Raw genomic sequence first — 15,281 nt, forward strand, 5'->3', positions numbered from 1 at the left:
TATGCTAAATGGCTGTATCTGTTATTTATGCAGCATGATGCATAACCTAAAATGTGTTACCCTGCAATAAGCGCAGGATAAACACATATTTAGGGTTCGCCCTTAAATTTTAAATGCCTGCATTTTTCCAAATGATTGATGTACCTGTATGTCCTGTTAAGAAAATAGCAGATACCGCCAGCGCCTGATGCTGTTTTAATAAATTACCTGGTTTTGTTTCAAGTTTCACAAAACCCGGCTGCTTCACCGCTGTTATACCTCTAAATCAGCATGTGAAAGCAGCGCAGGGATTGTGCTCTAAACTAAACAGGATTTTTTGGTTTCAAAGCAAACAAATAATTGAAAGGACATTTTTGGGGATGATGACCATACATGGGATGTTTAAACATAAAGCTGAACGTAAAACCAAGTGCCGCGCCGGGATGAAGCGGGGAATTTAACTGTACTTGTTTTACCTGTGGGTTCATACTTATATTGATCAAATACAAGCCTTGACAAATCAGCTTTCACAATACATGTGAGGCCGCAAACCATCACTACATTAAAGTTTCTGACGCCTTACATTGAAATGGATTTACAGCAGCCCCACATCTATTTCGATGTACAAATATATACAACTACACATAGATATGGGTATTAAACTGCTGTCTTGCTTCAACGGCGTCAGATTCTGTAGTTGCAAGACTTTTATTAATACCTAGTTATAATACACGAATATAGCTTTCATTATTTATTATTCCAAATTTGGAATAATAAATATTTAATTATTAAAGTCTTTTTGTCAATAATGGCTGAACAGTATATTGATAAGGAGATTTTAGTACTCATCAGGGCAAGGCTTTGGGAAATTTCTCAGTCGAAAAAAATTACTTTGGAAGATATTCAGGATCGGACTGGCTTCAGCTATAGCCAGGTTTACCGTATTGTGCGGGGAGAAAACAATATTTCAGTTAGTGGCTTGTTTGCCGTATGCAAAGCCCTTGAAGTTCAGCCAGCTGAAGTATTTAATTTTGAAATTGCCATCCCTAAATATCCAGATGTCAGAAAACAACGGAAAGGGTAAATTAAGTAAACCCTATCGATTATAAAACCTATAAGGTTTGTGAACTAAACCGTGCACCGATTACCTGCTCACACAATCCAAAAGATAAAGTCATGCCGTTACCGCCTAAACCATTAATAATGGTTATACCTGGTGCTACTGCCATTACCAGTTCGGTTTCGCCATTTTTCATTTTCGGATACATGCCATTCCAGGTTTGGATGAGGCTGTTATCTTTAAAATGGGTAAAGGTTTTCAAATATTTTATAATCAGCTGGTTGATAAAATCCTTGTCGAAAGGATCATGAACCAGGCCATACTCATGCGAATCGCCAATGGTAATTTCTCCGGTATGTTTTTGGACGGCCATTCCCCTATCGGTTGGTGTCTCACCAACCGAAATATTAACCTGAAAAATCCTATATTGCTTTTATTGTCCCTCTAATCTAAAAAAAGTATTATGAGTATTTTTCACAAAAGACAGGGACAAATGGATTATAATTATCCTTATTTCTACACAGACACTATCTGCCATTTTGATCACTTACTGGCAGATGATCATTTTAAGATGATTGTTATTAATTCTCTTCAGTATCTAACTCAACAGAAATTAATAGAGATTTATGGTTATGTTATTATGCCTAATCATATCCATCTCATCTGGAATATGTTAAAGCTAAATGGGAAAGAAAGTCCTGCAGCAAGTTTCACAAAATTTACCGCCCATCAATTTAGAAAACATTTAATAACTCATTCACCAAATTTACTTAAGAAATATAGATCAATAAAAGAAGACCGTAACTACCAGTTTTGGAAGCGAGACCCTTTGGCTATCCCCTTAAGTTCTGAAGGTATATTAATTCAGAAATTAGATTATATACATGAAAATCCAACTAAGGAAAAATGGAATTTATGCGAATCTATAGAAGATTATACCTGGAGTAGTGCTGGTTTTTATGAAAACGGGATTGATAATTTTAAAATACTTACTCATTTTAGAGATTAATTGAAGCGGTGTCGGGTTTCGGTTGGTGAGACACCAACCGATAGGCTAAAACAATATTTCAGTTAGTGGCTTGTTTGCCGTATGCAAGGCACTTGAAGTTCAGCCAGCTGAAGTATTGAATTTTGAAATTGCCATCCCTAAATATCCAGATGTCAGAAAACAACGGAAAGGGTAAATCAAGTAAACCTTACAGATTATAAAACCTACAAGGTTTGTGAACTAAACCGTGCACCGATTACCTGCTCACACAATCCAAAAGATAAAGTCATGCCGTTACCACCTAAACCATTAATGATGGTTACACCCGGTGCTATCGCTATAACCAGTTCGGTTTCGCCGTTTTTCATTTTCGGATAAATGCCATTCCAGGTTTGGATGATGCTGTTATCTTTAAAATGAGTAAAGGTTTTCAAATATTTTATAATCAGCTGGTTGATAAAATCCTTGTCGAAAGGATCATAAACCAGGCCATACTCATGCGAATCGCCGATGGTAATTTCTCCGGTATGGTTTTGGGCGACCATTCCCCTATCGGTTGGTGTCTCACCAACCGAAACATCCAACTCCCCATTCGTGAGACACCACCAGAAATATCTACCTACATGTTCGTAAGATATCAAGAAAAATATTGATAAATCAGAAATCTTTAATTTAACATCTATTCAAAAATTGAATAATTTCTAAACCATTTCATAATATAAAATCATCATCAGCTTAACACTACAATAACACCTTTGCGGTCAGATAACAAATCAAAAAACTGATCATGATTAAAAATTTACTAATTGCAGTGATGCTGTTTCTATGCTATACCACGAACTCGGTAATGGCACAAACCACACAAGCATCAATTTCCGGAATTGTGACGGATGAACAAAAGAAACCAATCCCAGGCGTTTCTGTACAAATTAAAAACAACTCTACTGGTTTTACCACCAGAACATCTACCAATGCCCAGGGAGAATATACATTTAAAGAACTTCCTTTGGGCGGGCCTTATACAGTTAAAGCTATTTATATCGGTTATGCAGAGCAAAACAGAACAGGCTACATGCTTAATCAAGGTGATGCAGTGTCGGTAGCGATTAACATGCAAGAGACTGCTCAAAACCTAGATGGTGTAGAAATCAACGGTTCTTCATTAAGAAATAAAGTTCAGCAATTTGGGGCTTCAACAGAAATTTCATCAAAAACGATGAATATTTTACCTGTAAACGGCCGTAACTTCTCCAGCTTAACAGATTTATCGCCTTTAGCAGGGCCTGCCGGGATTGCTGGTCAATTGGGTTCTTCTACCAACTTTACTATTGATGGTATGACGGCCAAAAACCCTACATCTGCTGGTAGTACAACCAGCAGGAGCGGTGCACCATACTCGATCTCTATCGAAAGTGTGCGTGAGTTTAAAGTGGTAACCAACCAGTACGACGTAAGTTTAGGTCGTTCAGGTGGTGGTACCATCAGTGCAGTAACAAAATCCGGAACGAATGAAGTTACAGGTAGTGCATTTGCATATAATAGGGCTGATTTCTTAGCAAGCAAATATGATATCAGAGGAAACAAAAGAGTTAACGATTTCTCTACTTATCAATATGGATTTAGCTTAGGTGGGCCAATCATAAAAGATAAATTGCACTATTTTGCCGTTTGGGATCATCAGAGAGATTCCCGTCCATTGATTATTGCTGATATCAATTCACCAGCAGATGAAGCCCGTTTCAATGTTACCAATGCATCATTAAATAACTTTTTAACGGTTGCCAGAAATAAATACGGTGTAGCGAATACGCCTCAGTATGGTTCTTTCGACAAAAAAAGAGGAACTGATGCCGGTTTCTTACGTTTAGATTGGCAAATTGATGATAAGAACTTATTAACGGTTAGAGATAATTACACCAATGATAGAAATCCACTTGGTTTAGCAGATAATACAGCTATAAATTTTTACGAAAGCTACGGAAATGATAAAAATGTTGACAATAGCTTGTTAGCCACTTTGCGTTCAACCATCAACAGTAAAGTAACCAACGAGTTAAAAGTACAGCATTTGTATACCTATCAGGCCAGTACACAGAATGATGAATTATCTTATGCCATTCCAAGAGCTGTTGTCAATAATGTTCCTTCAACTTTATCAAATGGTAGCAATGTAACTACCGCAATCCAAATTGGCGGACACCGTTTCGGACAGGAAGGCTTTACCAATAACGTTTTCCAGTTGGTAGATAATATCTATTACAATACTGATAAGATTAAATACACTTTTGGCGTGGATATTATGTACACCCGTGCAAAATCATTGTATGGCAGTGAAGTAAATGGAAGGTTTGAATTTACCAATTCGGGTACAACAGCAGCAGGGAATTTTCAAAACTCTGTAGAAAATTTCAATAATTTAATCCCTAACCGCTATTACAGAGAAGTGCCACTAGTTGCAGATCCTACGGTTAATGGAAATTTATTAAACTCAGCCATTTACGGCCAAATGCAAACCAAACTGGGTAAAGGTTTAGATTTTACAGGAGGATTGCGTTTAGATTATAGCAGATACCCAACATCGCCCCTGAATCAACAATTGTTTGATGCAATAGGTGTGAGAACTGATCATAAATTAAAGCAATTTTTAATTCAACCACGTATTCAGTTAAATTGGGATGTTAATGAAAAACATACTGATTATGTACGTTTAGGAGCAGGTATTTTCGGATCTGATGTAAACAACTATGTTACCATTAACAATTTAACTTTTGATGGACAACATTTTGGAACTGTTGATGTAACCACCAACATACCTACACCTAATTTTGCCGGCTACAGAAACGGTACAGTTAGCGCACCAACACTACCATCAGCACAAGTTCAAACTATAAATACCTATGCTGATGACGCCAAGCTACCAGTGGTATATAAAGCCAACCTATCATACAACAAATTAATAAATGATAAAATACGTATTGGCATTACGGGCTATGCAACATTAGCTCGTAATAATTACATGTATGTGGATAGAAACATGGCTGCAACACCATATTTCACCTTAGCAAATGAAGGAAACAGAGGTGTATTTGTACCGTCTATTCCATCAAATGGAGTTGCAGACTGGAAAACCGGAAGATTAACTACCAATACATTTGGTCGCGTATTAGAGCTAAACAGTAAAGGCAAGGTAAATCAGTTTGCTGTAGTTATTGATGGAACCTGGAGATACTCTGATGATGGCGAAATCTCAGCAAGTTATACTTGGAACGATGCTAAAGATAATACCTCATATAATGGTAACGTAGCCAATTCAGCAACACTTTCTTTACCAGTGGTTGATGATCCAAGAAACTTAAGCAAAATGACCTATTCAAATGGTCAGTTCCGTAATAAAGTAGTGGTTTACGGTACATTACCATCATTCTATGGCATTAAAGCAGGTATACGTTATTCTGCAATTGGGGGTACCAGATATAGTTTACTTTCAGGCGGTAACACTAACGGTGATTTTGTTTCAACGAATGACTTAGCTTTTATTTTTGACAGAAACAATCCTAATGTGCCAGCTAACGTTCGCAATGGTATACAAGCCTTGTTAGATAACCCTGCTGCAAGCCAAAGCTTAAAAGATTATATACTAAAATATGAAGGTACATTTGCTGAGCGTAATGGCGGTATTAATGGCTTCTATGGTACGATTGATTTAAGACTAGCTTACCAGATTAAATTTGGCAACAAGAAAAAACAGACACTTGAAGTTTCTGGAGATTTATTTAACGTAGCCAACTTATTTAAGAAAACCTGGGGTACTTCAGAAACCTTAGGCACACAAGCCATCTACGGTTTAGGTGTAGCAGAAGTAAAAGATAATGCAGGCAATGTTATTACACCTGCGTTAACCAATTATGATACAACTAAACGTCAGTTTAACTACCGCATCAACAACACCGGTATTGTAACGCCGTCCGGTAACCCTTGGCAGGCGCAAATCGGTTTGAGATACGGATTTTAGTCACTGAAAGATACCCTGTATCTTTCCAAAAAGTCATAAAAAAAGGGAATGGATTTTAATCCATTCCCTTTTTTTATGTTTGTACAATAAACAACAAAACTTTAATGGGATTATTATTAGACTACCTGAAAAACCACAAGTGGATTGTGGCTTTGGCTTTATTGCTGGCGGGTTTCAATATTGGCTTTTCACTTTTAGATCCATATATCACCGGAAGAATTCTGGACCGTTTCATCAATCAAAAAGACAAATTAACCTATGCCCAATACCTTTGGGGCTCGCTGGGCTTAATTGGTTTAGCCATTGGTGCAGCCATGGTTTCAAGAATAGCCAAGAACTTTCAGGATTACTTTACAAGCGTAATTGTACAGAAAGTGGGTGCTAAAATGTATGCTGACGGTTTGCAGCACTCTTTAAAATTACCTTACCAGGTTTTTGAAGATCAGCGCAGTGGCGAAACTTTGGGCATTTTACAGAAAGTCCGCTTAGATTCTGAAAAGTTTATCACCTCTTTCATCAGTATCTTATTTGTAAGCTTAATCGGGATGATCTTTGTAATCGTTTATTCCGTTTCTATCAGTTATAAGGTTACTTTGGTTTATTTTACAGCTATCCCAATTATTAGTTTTGTCAGCTGGTTTTTAAGTCGGAAAATTAAAACCATTCAACGTTCTATTGTTGGTGAAACAACCGCTTTGGCAGGTTCTACTACAGAATCATTAAGAAATATTGAACTGGTTAAAAGTTTGGGCCTGGCCAACCAGGAAATTGAACGGTTAAACAAAACCACTTATAAAATTTTAGGCCTTGAACTCAAAAAAGTGAAATATGTCCGCAGTATGAGTTTTGTTCAGGGTACCACAGTTAACCTGGTTAGAAGCACCATGATTCTGGTCCTGCTACTACTTATTTTCGATAATGCTATCACTGCTGGCCAGTATTTAACATTCCTTTTTTACTCTTTCTTCCTTTTCGGACCACTGCAGGAGCTCGGAAATGTGATTTTAGCCTGGCGCGAGGCGGAAGTGTCTTTAGGAAACTTTAAAAAAATTCTGAGCACGCCAATTGATAAAAAACCTGAAAACCCGATCTCCATTCAAAAAATTAAAGATTTAACATTTAGCACTGTCGGTTTTAAACATCAAACGGCTAATAGAAATGCTTTGGAAAATATTTCCTTCAAAACCCATAACGGTCAAACCATAGCCTTTGTTGGTCCTTCGGGTTCGGGAAAAACAACTTTAGTAAAACTTTTAGTAGGTTTATATCAGCCCAAAGAAGGAGAAATTTTATATAACGGAATACCAAGCAAAGAGATTGATCTTGACGCTTTGCGTGAGAAAATCGGTTTTGTAACGCAAGACACACAACTGTTCTCAGGCACCATCAGGGAGAACTTACTTTTTGTAAATCCGAATGCAACAGACGAACAATGTTTTCAGGTATTGAATCAGGCAGCTTGTCAAACTTTACTGGCCAGGGCTGACAAAGGCTTAGATTCATTAATTGGTGAAGGTGGCGTGAAGGTTTCCGGTGGTGAAAAACAACGTTTATCAATTGCCAGAGCATTGTTGCGCCAACCCGATATTTTAGTTTTTGATGAAGCCACTTCTTCATTGGATTCTATTACAGAAGAGGAAATAACCAAAACCATTCGTTCCGTTTCGAATTTAACTGATCATATCACTATTTTAATTGCACATCGTTTATCAACCATTAAACATGCTGATGTGATTTACGTTTTGGAGAAAGGCCATATCATTGAACAAGGCAAACATGAAGCCTTAATTGCCCAAAATGGTTTGTATCAGGCCATGTGGCGCCAACAAATTGGCGAAAGGATTGTTGAAGCTTAATAAATCTTCGTCATATGTTATTAGCACAAGTAGAAAGCAATCAAATAGCGATCATTATCATTATTGCCGCAATACTATGGCTGGCATTTATAATCATAACCTTATATCACTTATCAAGAAATACCAATATGCTTTTTCCGGTTAAAGCACTTTGGTTTATTATTATCCTGTTCGCCCCGTTTATAGGATCAATCGCTTATTTAGTTTGGGGTAAGAATAGAAAGTTTTAAACTTTTTTTGCAATTGATTTTAAGAGGCTGGTATTATTAATTGAAATGTTATACCGGGCCTGTTGAAGAACTTATAACAGTATTTTGACAGGCTATCATTGACGTAATTGCTGAATAAATTAACCCTCAACATGACAAGTCTAGATAGAATACAGCCTTTCAAAAACTAAACCGCATTCGCAGTTTGTTCATTAATATCCTGCAAGCTTAGCTTCGTTAATGATTTAGTTTTTAACCAGGTAACAAATGCAATTCCAATCGTCATGCTGCCACCAAAAACAACTGCTGGAACCAGGGTTAATAATTTAGCAGACAAACCTGATTCAAACTCTCCAATTTCATTAGATGAACCAATAAACATACTGTTTACGGCAGAAACCCGCCCACGCATTTCATCAGGTGTAAGCAATTGCATGATGGTTTGACGGATGATCACACTAACGCTATCAAATGATCCTTCCAAAAACAAGAAGAATAGGGTGAAGTAAAAGTTTCTTGAAAGCCCATAACAAATAATACTGAGCCCAAATCCGGTAACTGCAATTAATAAATTACGCCAGGGTTTTCCCATAGGCGAAAATCTGGTCATCAGCAGCATGGTGATTACAGCACCTGAAGATGCCGCACCACGCATCATCCCTAAACCAAATGATCCCAAATGAAATACATCTTTTGCAAAGATGGGCAATAGTGCTACAGCACCACCAAAAAATACAGAGAAGAGGTCAAGGCTCATTGCCCAGACCATCATCTTGGTTTTAAATACAAATTGAATTCCTTCTTTTAAACTATGAAAGATATTTTCCTTTGGAACATATTTTGAAGGGTGTTTTTTTAATGTGAAGATGCAAATTAAGGAGATAGAAACCAGGATAACAATCACACTATAAGCTGCAGTAATACCCCATAACCAATTGACCAGACCTCCTGTTAAAGGGCCGATAATGGTGGCTAACTGCCAGGTACTACTGCTCCAGGTACTGGAATTGGGGTATAATTCCTTAGGTACAATTTCGGCCATTAATGAGAATGTTGCCGGACCAAAAAAACCTCGTGCGATACCAATACAAAAGACTAGGCTATACATCACGAGTACGATCAAATCTTCTTTAAGGTGAAGGTACCGGCTGGTAATGATCAGCATTAAAACCGAAGCCAGCCAAACACCAGAGAAAATTTTAATCAGTAAGCCACGCTTTTCACTTTTATCAGCAATGTAACCGCCATAAAGTGCAATTCCGATAGCAGGAATAGCTTCACATAGTCCTACCAACCCCAACTTTAGCGGATCATGAGTTAAATCATAAATATGATAACCGATAACAACTGCCTGCATCTGGTAAGCCAGTGTAAAAAAAAATCGCATCCCCAGAAAGGACCGAAATTCTTTATAACGCAATGCGGCGAATGGATCTGGTTTAACGATTACGGAGTTAGAATTTGAATCTGACACGGAGAAGAGTTTATCTGCAAAATTAAGCTTTGAAATGGAATTATTGGAATAGATAAATACTGAAAATAGATTATTTTGCAGATAAGTTCGTGAGGCGTAGCACAGGTTAGCCGGTAAATTAAATGCATAAACATGCAACCTTACTAAATTCCCGCCTTACCTGAATAAAAAAACCCGATGAATAGCCTTACAACTATCCATCGGGTCGAATTTTAGATGAGAATCTTAGTATCCAGGATTTTGTTCAAGTAAATTATTTTTATTCACCTCATCACGGCTAAATGGCCTGAAATAAAGCTTATTGTCCCAACTGCGATTTTCCTGTGCATTTTCGGTAATTGGGGTATAAGTATAGTCGTATACCGTAGCATCATAATGGTAAGGTGCCGACATGGTTTTACCTGCCTTAAATTTACCGGTAACCTTAATATAAGTAACTTTTCTGCCTAATGTTTCTTCTGCAATTAACCAACGGCGGGTATCGTGATAACGTTGTTCCTCATAAGCCATCTCAATACGGCGTTCGTGACGGTAAGCTGTACGAAGATCTGCCTGACTGGTTGCAGTTACAGCCGGCATCCCTGCCCTGAAACGGATTCTATTTAACCAGGTAGTAGCATTGGTTAATTCTCCAAGTTCTATACTCGCTTCAATATAATTAAATACGGCTTCGGTGTACCTGAAAAATGGCCATGGAATGGTTTGAGGTGCAGAAGCATCTACAATATTCGGATCCGGATCAATAAATTTATGGTAGTAATAACCTGTCCAGCTGCCATTCCAGTTTTCAATTGAACTGGCCCTGGTATCTAAACCTTTAAAATCGATGACGCTGCCGTTGCTCACCAAATCATATACGCCGGTTTGAATCTGATTGGCCGGATCTACATTACCTGATGCTTTATCGCGTGGTTTCCAGCCAGCGCCATCATATAAAATGGTGGCATAAAAGCGTGGATCCCTGTTTTGATAAGGGTTTGCCTTCTGTGCCGCATTGTTCCAGCTGAATTTACTTCCGTCGCTCATTTCATAATCATCAACCAGCAAACCAATCGGGGTATTACCGGCCCAGTTATGGTAACCGTTGGGGCCATTCTGCTGTGCATGCCTGTTATTGCTCAGGGTGATGAAATATCTTCCAAAAATCAACTCTGAAGCGGCTGATGCATCAATACCTGGTGCCTTACTACCTCCGCCCATGGCGATGCTTTTAAAGTTTAATTGCCCGTCAGCAGCCGGTGCAGAAAGTGTTAGCTTATAACCTGTACCCGCATCCAACACTGCTTTTGCAGCTGTTTGAGCCAAACGATAACGCTCTGTTTGATTACCGGAAGCATAAGACAGAAAATCTAATTTCTGTGCTGGTATTCCGCTGATTTTTGCTGTAATTTTTGCCCGGTCATGAAGGTCGCTGGCCGCATAGATTAAGACCCTTGATTTTAGTGCCAGCGCGGCTAAAGCATTTGTACGGCCCTTATCTAATGTTTTGCCGGTAAGTAATTTACTGGCTTCATCACAATCTTTAACAATGAAATTAACACACTCTTCATAGGTATTACGTTTAACATTAAAATCATCGCTCAAACCGTAGGTTTTTGTAATAATGGCTACTGAACCATAATAACGTAAGAGTTGCTGGTAAAAATAAGCCCTTAAAAAGTAAGCTTCACCCAATAGCTGATCTTTTAAACTTTGGCTGCTCAACCCGTTATCTCCGCCAGTAATTCTTTCAATGGTGATATTGCAGGCCCTTATTCTATTGTACATTTGTTTATACCCCCAGGTATCATCTACCCACCCTAAAGTAGAAGGGTTTATGGTTGCATTATTAACCAGATCAATACCACGGGTGGGGTGTGTAAACAGGGCTTCATCTGATACCGATGCCAGCATTTGCTCAGAAAAGCCACCATTACTTAAACCATTGTAGATATCATTGACAAAGGCCTGCGCAAGCGCCGGATCTCTCCAAACCAGATCAGCAGATATTTTATCCGGTGGTGTAACATCCATAAAATCTTTTTTACAAGACATTGCAAAAAAGGTGATCAAAACTAATATATATAAAGTTTTATATTGAATTATTGCTTTCATATTTTTAATGATTAATGATAAACAGTATAGCTAAAAAGAGGCTTTAATACCCATGTTAATTACCCTTGCCTGAGGATAATACTGTCCACTAGAGTTTGTTGATTCTGGATCCCAGACTTTAACCTTATCAAGAGTAGCCAGGTTAAGTCCGTTTGCATACACCCTTACGGCATTTAATCCAATTTTTTCTACCAGCTTGTTTGGTAAAGTATAACCCAGTTCTACATTTTTAAGCCTGATGTAATTATTGCTTCTTAACCAATAGGTATTGTTTAAGGCATTATTACTATCTGTATAATAGCTGGATCCTCTGTTTGATAAACGTGGATCTACTGAACTTGGGTGATCAATACTCCAACGGTTCTGGTATGACCATTCTAAGAAATTTCCAATATCACCAGATTCTGTTACGCCTACAATTTGCATCCCACCGGTAGCTCCCTGAATGAGCATCGATAAGTCGAACCCTTTATATTGAAGGTTTAAATTAAAACCACCAGTAAACGTAGGCGTCCCATTCTTATCTAAACGAATTTTATCATCAGCATTAATTTTTCCATCTCCGTTAATATCTTTGAATTTCATATCTCCCGGACGCAGATTATTGGTTAATGCACTATAATTAAGCGTATTCGCGTTAATTTCCGCCTGATCTCTAAATACACCGTCATAATCATATACCAGCCAGGCATTGGTTACCCTACCTGTAGTGCGTTGCCATTCCGGAGCACCTGGTGTTTCATCCCAGAAAATAATTTTGTTTTTGGCATAACCTCCGTTTACACTTACACCAAAATTTAAGTCACCTACCTGATCATTGTAACTTAATTTAAATTCGAAACCTTTATTATTTACCTTCCCTAAATTTACAGGAGGCAACTGATCCGTAATCCCCGAACTTTCTGGAACGGAGCTACCACGACTAATTAAAATATTTGTTCTTTTGTTGTAGAAATAGTCAAACTCCAGTGCTAATTTATTATCCAAGAAAGAGGCGTCTAAACCAATGTTGGTGTTATTCGCAACTTCCCATCCAAAATTTAAATTCGGAACCTTACCTTCATAAATGGATTTGGTTACTGCATCATTTAAAATATAACTTCCAAAGTTCATTAAACTTAAATACTGATACTCTTGCAGTACATCACCAAAATAGGCTTCCGCACCCATCTGACCATATGAAGCCCTTATTTTTAAGTTGTTAATGAAGCTGACATTGTTTTTAAAAAAATCTTCTTCTGATAAACGCCAGCCCACTGATACGCCAGGAAAGAAACCAAACCGCCTGTTGGTTGGAAAAATATAAGAACCATCTACGCGCCAAAGAAACTCAGCCAGGTATTTTTCTTTATAGTTGTATCCCGCTCTTCCAAAATAACTTAAACGTGCCCTGTTATATAAATTATTAGGATCACCAGGGTTGTTACCCAATGATTGCTCTCTCTCATCGCCGCCTAATAATTGCTCAATAGCTGATGATAGAAAATATCTTCTGAAAGCTGTAAAACCATCATTAGCAACTTGTTCTCTTGTGGTACCAGCCATTAAACCAATGGTATGTTCGCCTATTTTTTTATCATAGTTAATCATTCCGGTTAAGTTAGTCGCCAGCTGCCCACCTGCGGTTTCTCTAAGCCTTGGATCGGTATACTGAGAACGTACCGATCCGGTTAAAACCGGTGTTACCCCATCTGCCTCGAATGTTTTCTTATCCCAATCATAAAGGGTCCATGGCAATTGCCAGTTTTTCTGCCGTCCGGAATATTTATCAATGGCAGCCGTTCCGGTTACTTTTAAGCCCTCTACTCCAGGTATTTTAACCTCTACCTTACCGGTAGTCTGGAAGTAATCTCTCACATCCTTGTTGTAACCGGTTAAATCGGTAGTAGAAACCACCGGGTTATAGCCATACTCAATATCTCTGCCCGGTAATCCGTTTGGCCATATGGCAATTTCAGTTGGCCTTCCCCGCATTAAAAATCTAAAGATATCTCCCGCACCAACTGTTGGAAAATTACGGTCTTCCTCTCTGGCAGTTACACCTAATGTAGTAGTAATGTATTTATTCAATTTTGCTTCCAGGTTAAAACGCATATCGTATTGCTTATAACCTGTGGCAGAATTCTTATAATAGCCATCCTGATTAAGATAACCTAAGGAAACCAGGTATTTTACATTTTCAGTACCGCCGTTGATCTGAACATTATGCCTTTGTTGCGGAGACCATTTTTGAAATGTAGTATCAAACCAATCAGTATTTGGGTAACGTAATGGATCTGAACCATCACCAAATTTTCGGATCTCATCAGGCTTATACGTAGCATTGATGGTTTTCCCTGCAGTTGATTGATAAGTACCCGTTGATTTAAAACTATTCCAGGCCGCCGACCATTCATTTGGATTAAGGTCAGAACCAAAAATATTGAGTTCATTTAGTATTTCAGCATATTGAGTGGAATTGGCCATTTTTGGAATCCGTGTAGGCTGTTGCAGGCCATAGCTAAAATCATAAGAAAACTGAGGTTTCCCTGATTTCCCTAACCTGGTGGTGATGAGGATTACCCCATTTGCTGCCTGTGAACCATAAATAGCGGCAGAAGCATCCTTCAACACGGATACACTTTCAATATCGTTTGGATTAATCCTTTCAATTCCACCCGCACGGTTAGGAATTCCATCAATTACAATCAGGGCATTGTTATTCCCAAGGGAATTAATACCACGAATCCGGATCGTGGATCCGTCGTAACCAGGCTCACCACTACCTTGCAGAGCCGTTACACCGGGTAAACGTCCGGCCAATGAATTAGATAAATTTACAGACGATGATTTGGCCAGTTCTGTACCTTTTACAGATGCCACAGCACCGGAAACAACAGCTTTCTTTTGTGTGCCGTAACCTACTACAATTACTTCGGATAAGTTCTGATTATTTTCCAGTAAACGAACGGTAATACTGGTTTGATTTTTAACCTGCACTTCCTGATCGGTATAACCTACGTAGCTAAAGATCAAGGTAGCATCTTCAGGAACTTTTATACTAAATTTACCGGTGCCATCTGTTACCGTAGCTGCTGTACCTCCCTTTAGTTTGACACTTACACCTGGGATAGGTCCTTTGGCATCATTCACCTGCCCTTTCACTACAATATCCTGTAGTAAAGGCTTGTAAAGGTAGAGACGTTTTTTTTCCGGTAATGTCTCAGCAGAAAAAGTCATAAATGGTGAAAAAACGAAACAGCTACCATACGCAAGAAACATGCTTTTTCTGGCAAAATTCTTCCATAGATTTTTTTTCATGGGATTTGATTTATTTGGTTAGGGAATAGTTACAATGCAATCTAATATGAATGATTTGTTAATAAGCAAATGCCATTCATGACTAATTGATATAATTACTTACACCACACCACCAAAAAAATAAGCCCCCTTATAGAATTATATCAATCATCATTCAACCATATGATTTATTTGCAGACAGCTTTACACTGTATTTGGGTAGAAAAACTGATACATACCGAAGCAACTGTATCATATTCCCGACTAATAGTTCATATCTGGTTTTAACGCAAGGTAAACATATTATATATTAAATCGGAAAAGTAAGCG

10 protein-coding genes are annotated in these 15,281 nt (G+C 38.2%); 5 read left to right on the forward strand and 5 right to left on the reverse strand.

The window, feature by feature from the left end:
- Positions 1-787: 787 nt before the first annotated feature.
- Positions 788-1,063 carry a helix-turn-helix transcriptional regulator gene (locus CBW18_RS01790; protein ID WP_088299537.1) on the forward strand — a complete coding sequence of 92 codons (276 nt, stop codon included), beginning with the start codon at positions 788-790 and terminating at the stop codon, positions 1,061-1,063.
- A gap of 28 nt (positions 1,064-1,091) precedes the next feature.
- Here the strand turns inward: CBW18_RS01790 and CBW18_RS01795 are convergent, their stop codons facing one another.
- Entirely contained in the window at positions 1,092-1,460 is a 369-nt protein-coding gene (locus tag CBW18_RS01795; RefSeq protein ID WP_371566196.1) for an FAD-dependent oxidoreductase, read from the reverse strand.
- Between the two features lie 42 nt (positions 1,461-1,502).
- Between CBW18_RS01795 and CBW18_RS01800 the strand changes: the two genes are divergently transcribed.
- Positions 1,503-2,048 carry a transposase gene (locus tag CBW18_RS01800; RefSeq protein ID WP_088299538.1) on the forward strand — a complete coding sequence of 182 codons (546 nt, stop codon included), beginning with the start codon at positions 1,503-1,505 and terminating at the stop codon, positions 2,046-2,048.
- Positions 2,049-2,251: 203 nt separating this feature from the next.
- Here the strand turns inward: CBW18_RS01800 and CBW18_RS01805 are convergent, their stop codons facing one another.
- Entirely contained in the window at positions 2,252-2,668 is a 417-nt protein-coding gene (locus CBW18_RS01805) for an FAD-dependent oxidoreductase (RefSeq protein ID WP_172406416.1), read from the reverse strand.
- Positions 2,669-2,814: 146 nt separating this feature from the next.
- Between CBW18_RS01805 and CBW18_RS01810 the strand changes: the two genes are divergently transcribed.
- The 3 genes from CBW18_RS01810 (at position 2,815) to CBW18_RS01820 (ending at position 8,125) form a co-directional block, all read left to right on the forward strand.
- Positions 2,815-6,039 carry a TonB-dependent receptor gene (locus tag CBW18_RS01810; protein WP_088299540.1) on the forward strand — a complete coding sequence of 1,075 codons (3,225 nt, stop codon included), beginning with the start codon at positions 2,815-2,817 and terminating at the stop codon, positions 6,037-6,039.
- A gap of 104 nt (positions 6,040-6,143) precedes the next feature.
- Complete coding sequence (locus CBW18_RS01815; protein ID WP_088299541.1) at positions 6,144-7,895, forward strand: ABC transporter ATP-binding protein; 1,752 nt, start codon at positions 6,144-6,146, stop codon at positions 7,893-7,895.
- Positions 7,896-7,909: 14 nt separating this feature from the next.
- Positions 7,910-8,125, forward strand: a complete 216-nt coding sequence (locus tag CBW18_RS01820; protein WP_088299542.1) for a PLDc N-terminal domain-containing protein — start codon at positions 7,910-7,912, stop codon at positions 8,123-8,125.
- A gap of 166 nt (positions 8,126-8,291) precedes the next feature.
- On the opposite strand, the gene CBW18_RS01825 is transcribed toward CBW18_RS01820, so the two are convergent.
- The 3 genes from CBW18_RS01825 to CBW18_RS01835 form a co-directional block, all read right to left on the reverse strand.
- Positions 8,292-9,578 carry an MFS transporter gene (locus tag CBW18_RS01825; RefSeq protein WP_088299926.1) on the reverse strand — a complete coding sequence of 429 codons (1,287 nt, stop codon included), beginning with the start codon at positions 9,576-9,578 and terminating at the stop codon, positions 8,292-8,294.
- A gap of 225 nt (positions 9,579-9,803) precedes the next feature.
- On the reverse strand, positions 9,804-11,591 hold the full coding sequence (locus CBW18_RS01830; RefSeq protein ID WP_253248932.1) for a RagB/SusD family nutrient uptake outer membrane protein: 1,788 nt from the start codon (positions 11,589-11,591) through the stop codon (positions 9,804-9,806).
- 111 nt (positions 11,592-11,702) lie between these two features.
- A complete protein-coding gene (locus tag CBW18_RS01835; RefSeq protein ID WP_216359180.1) occupies positions 11,703-14,972 on the reverse strand; it encodes a TonB-dependent receptor in 3,270 nt (1,089 codons plus the stop codon).
- Positions 14,973-15,281: the final 309 nt, after the last annotated feature.

The organism is Pedobacter sp. AJM (assembly GCF_002197755.1).
Classification (GTDB): domain Bacteria; phylum Bacteroidota; class Bacteroidia; order Sphingobacteriales; family Sphingobacteriaceae; genus Pedobacter.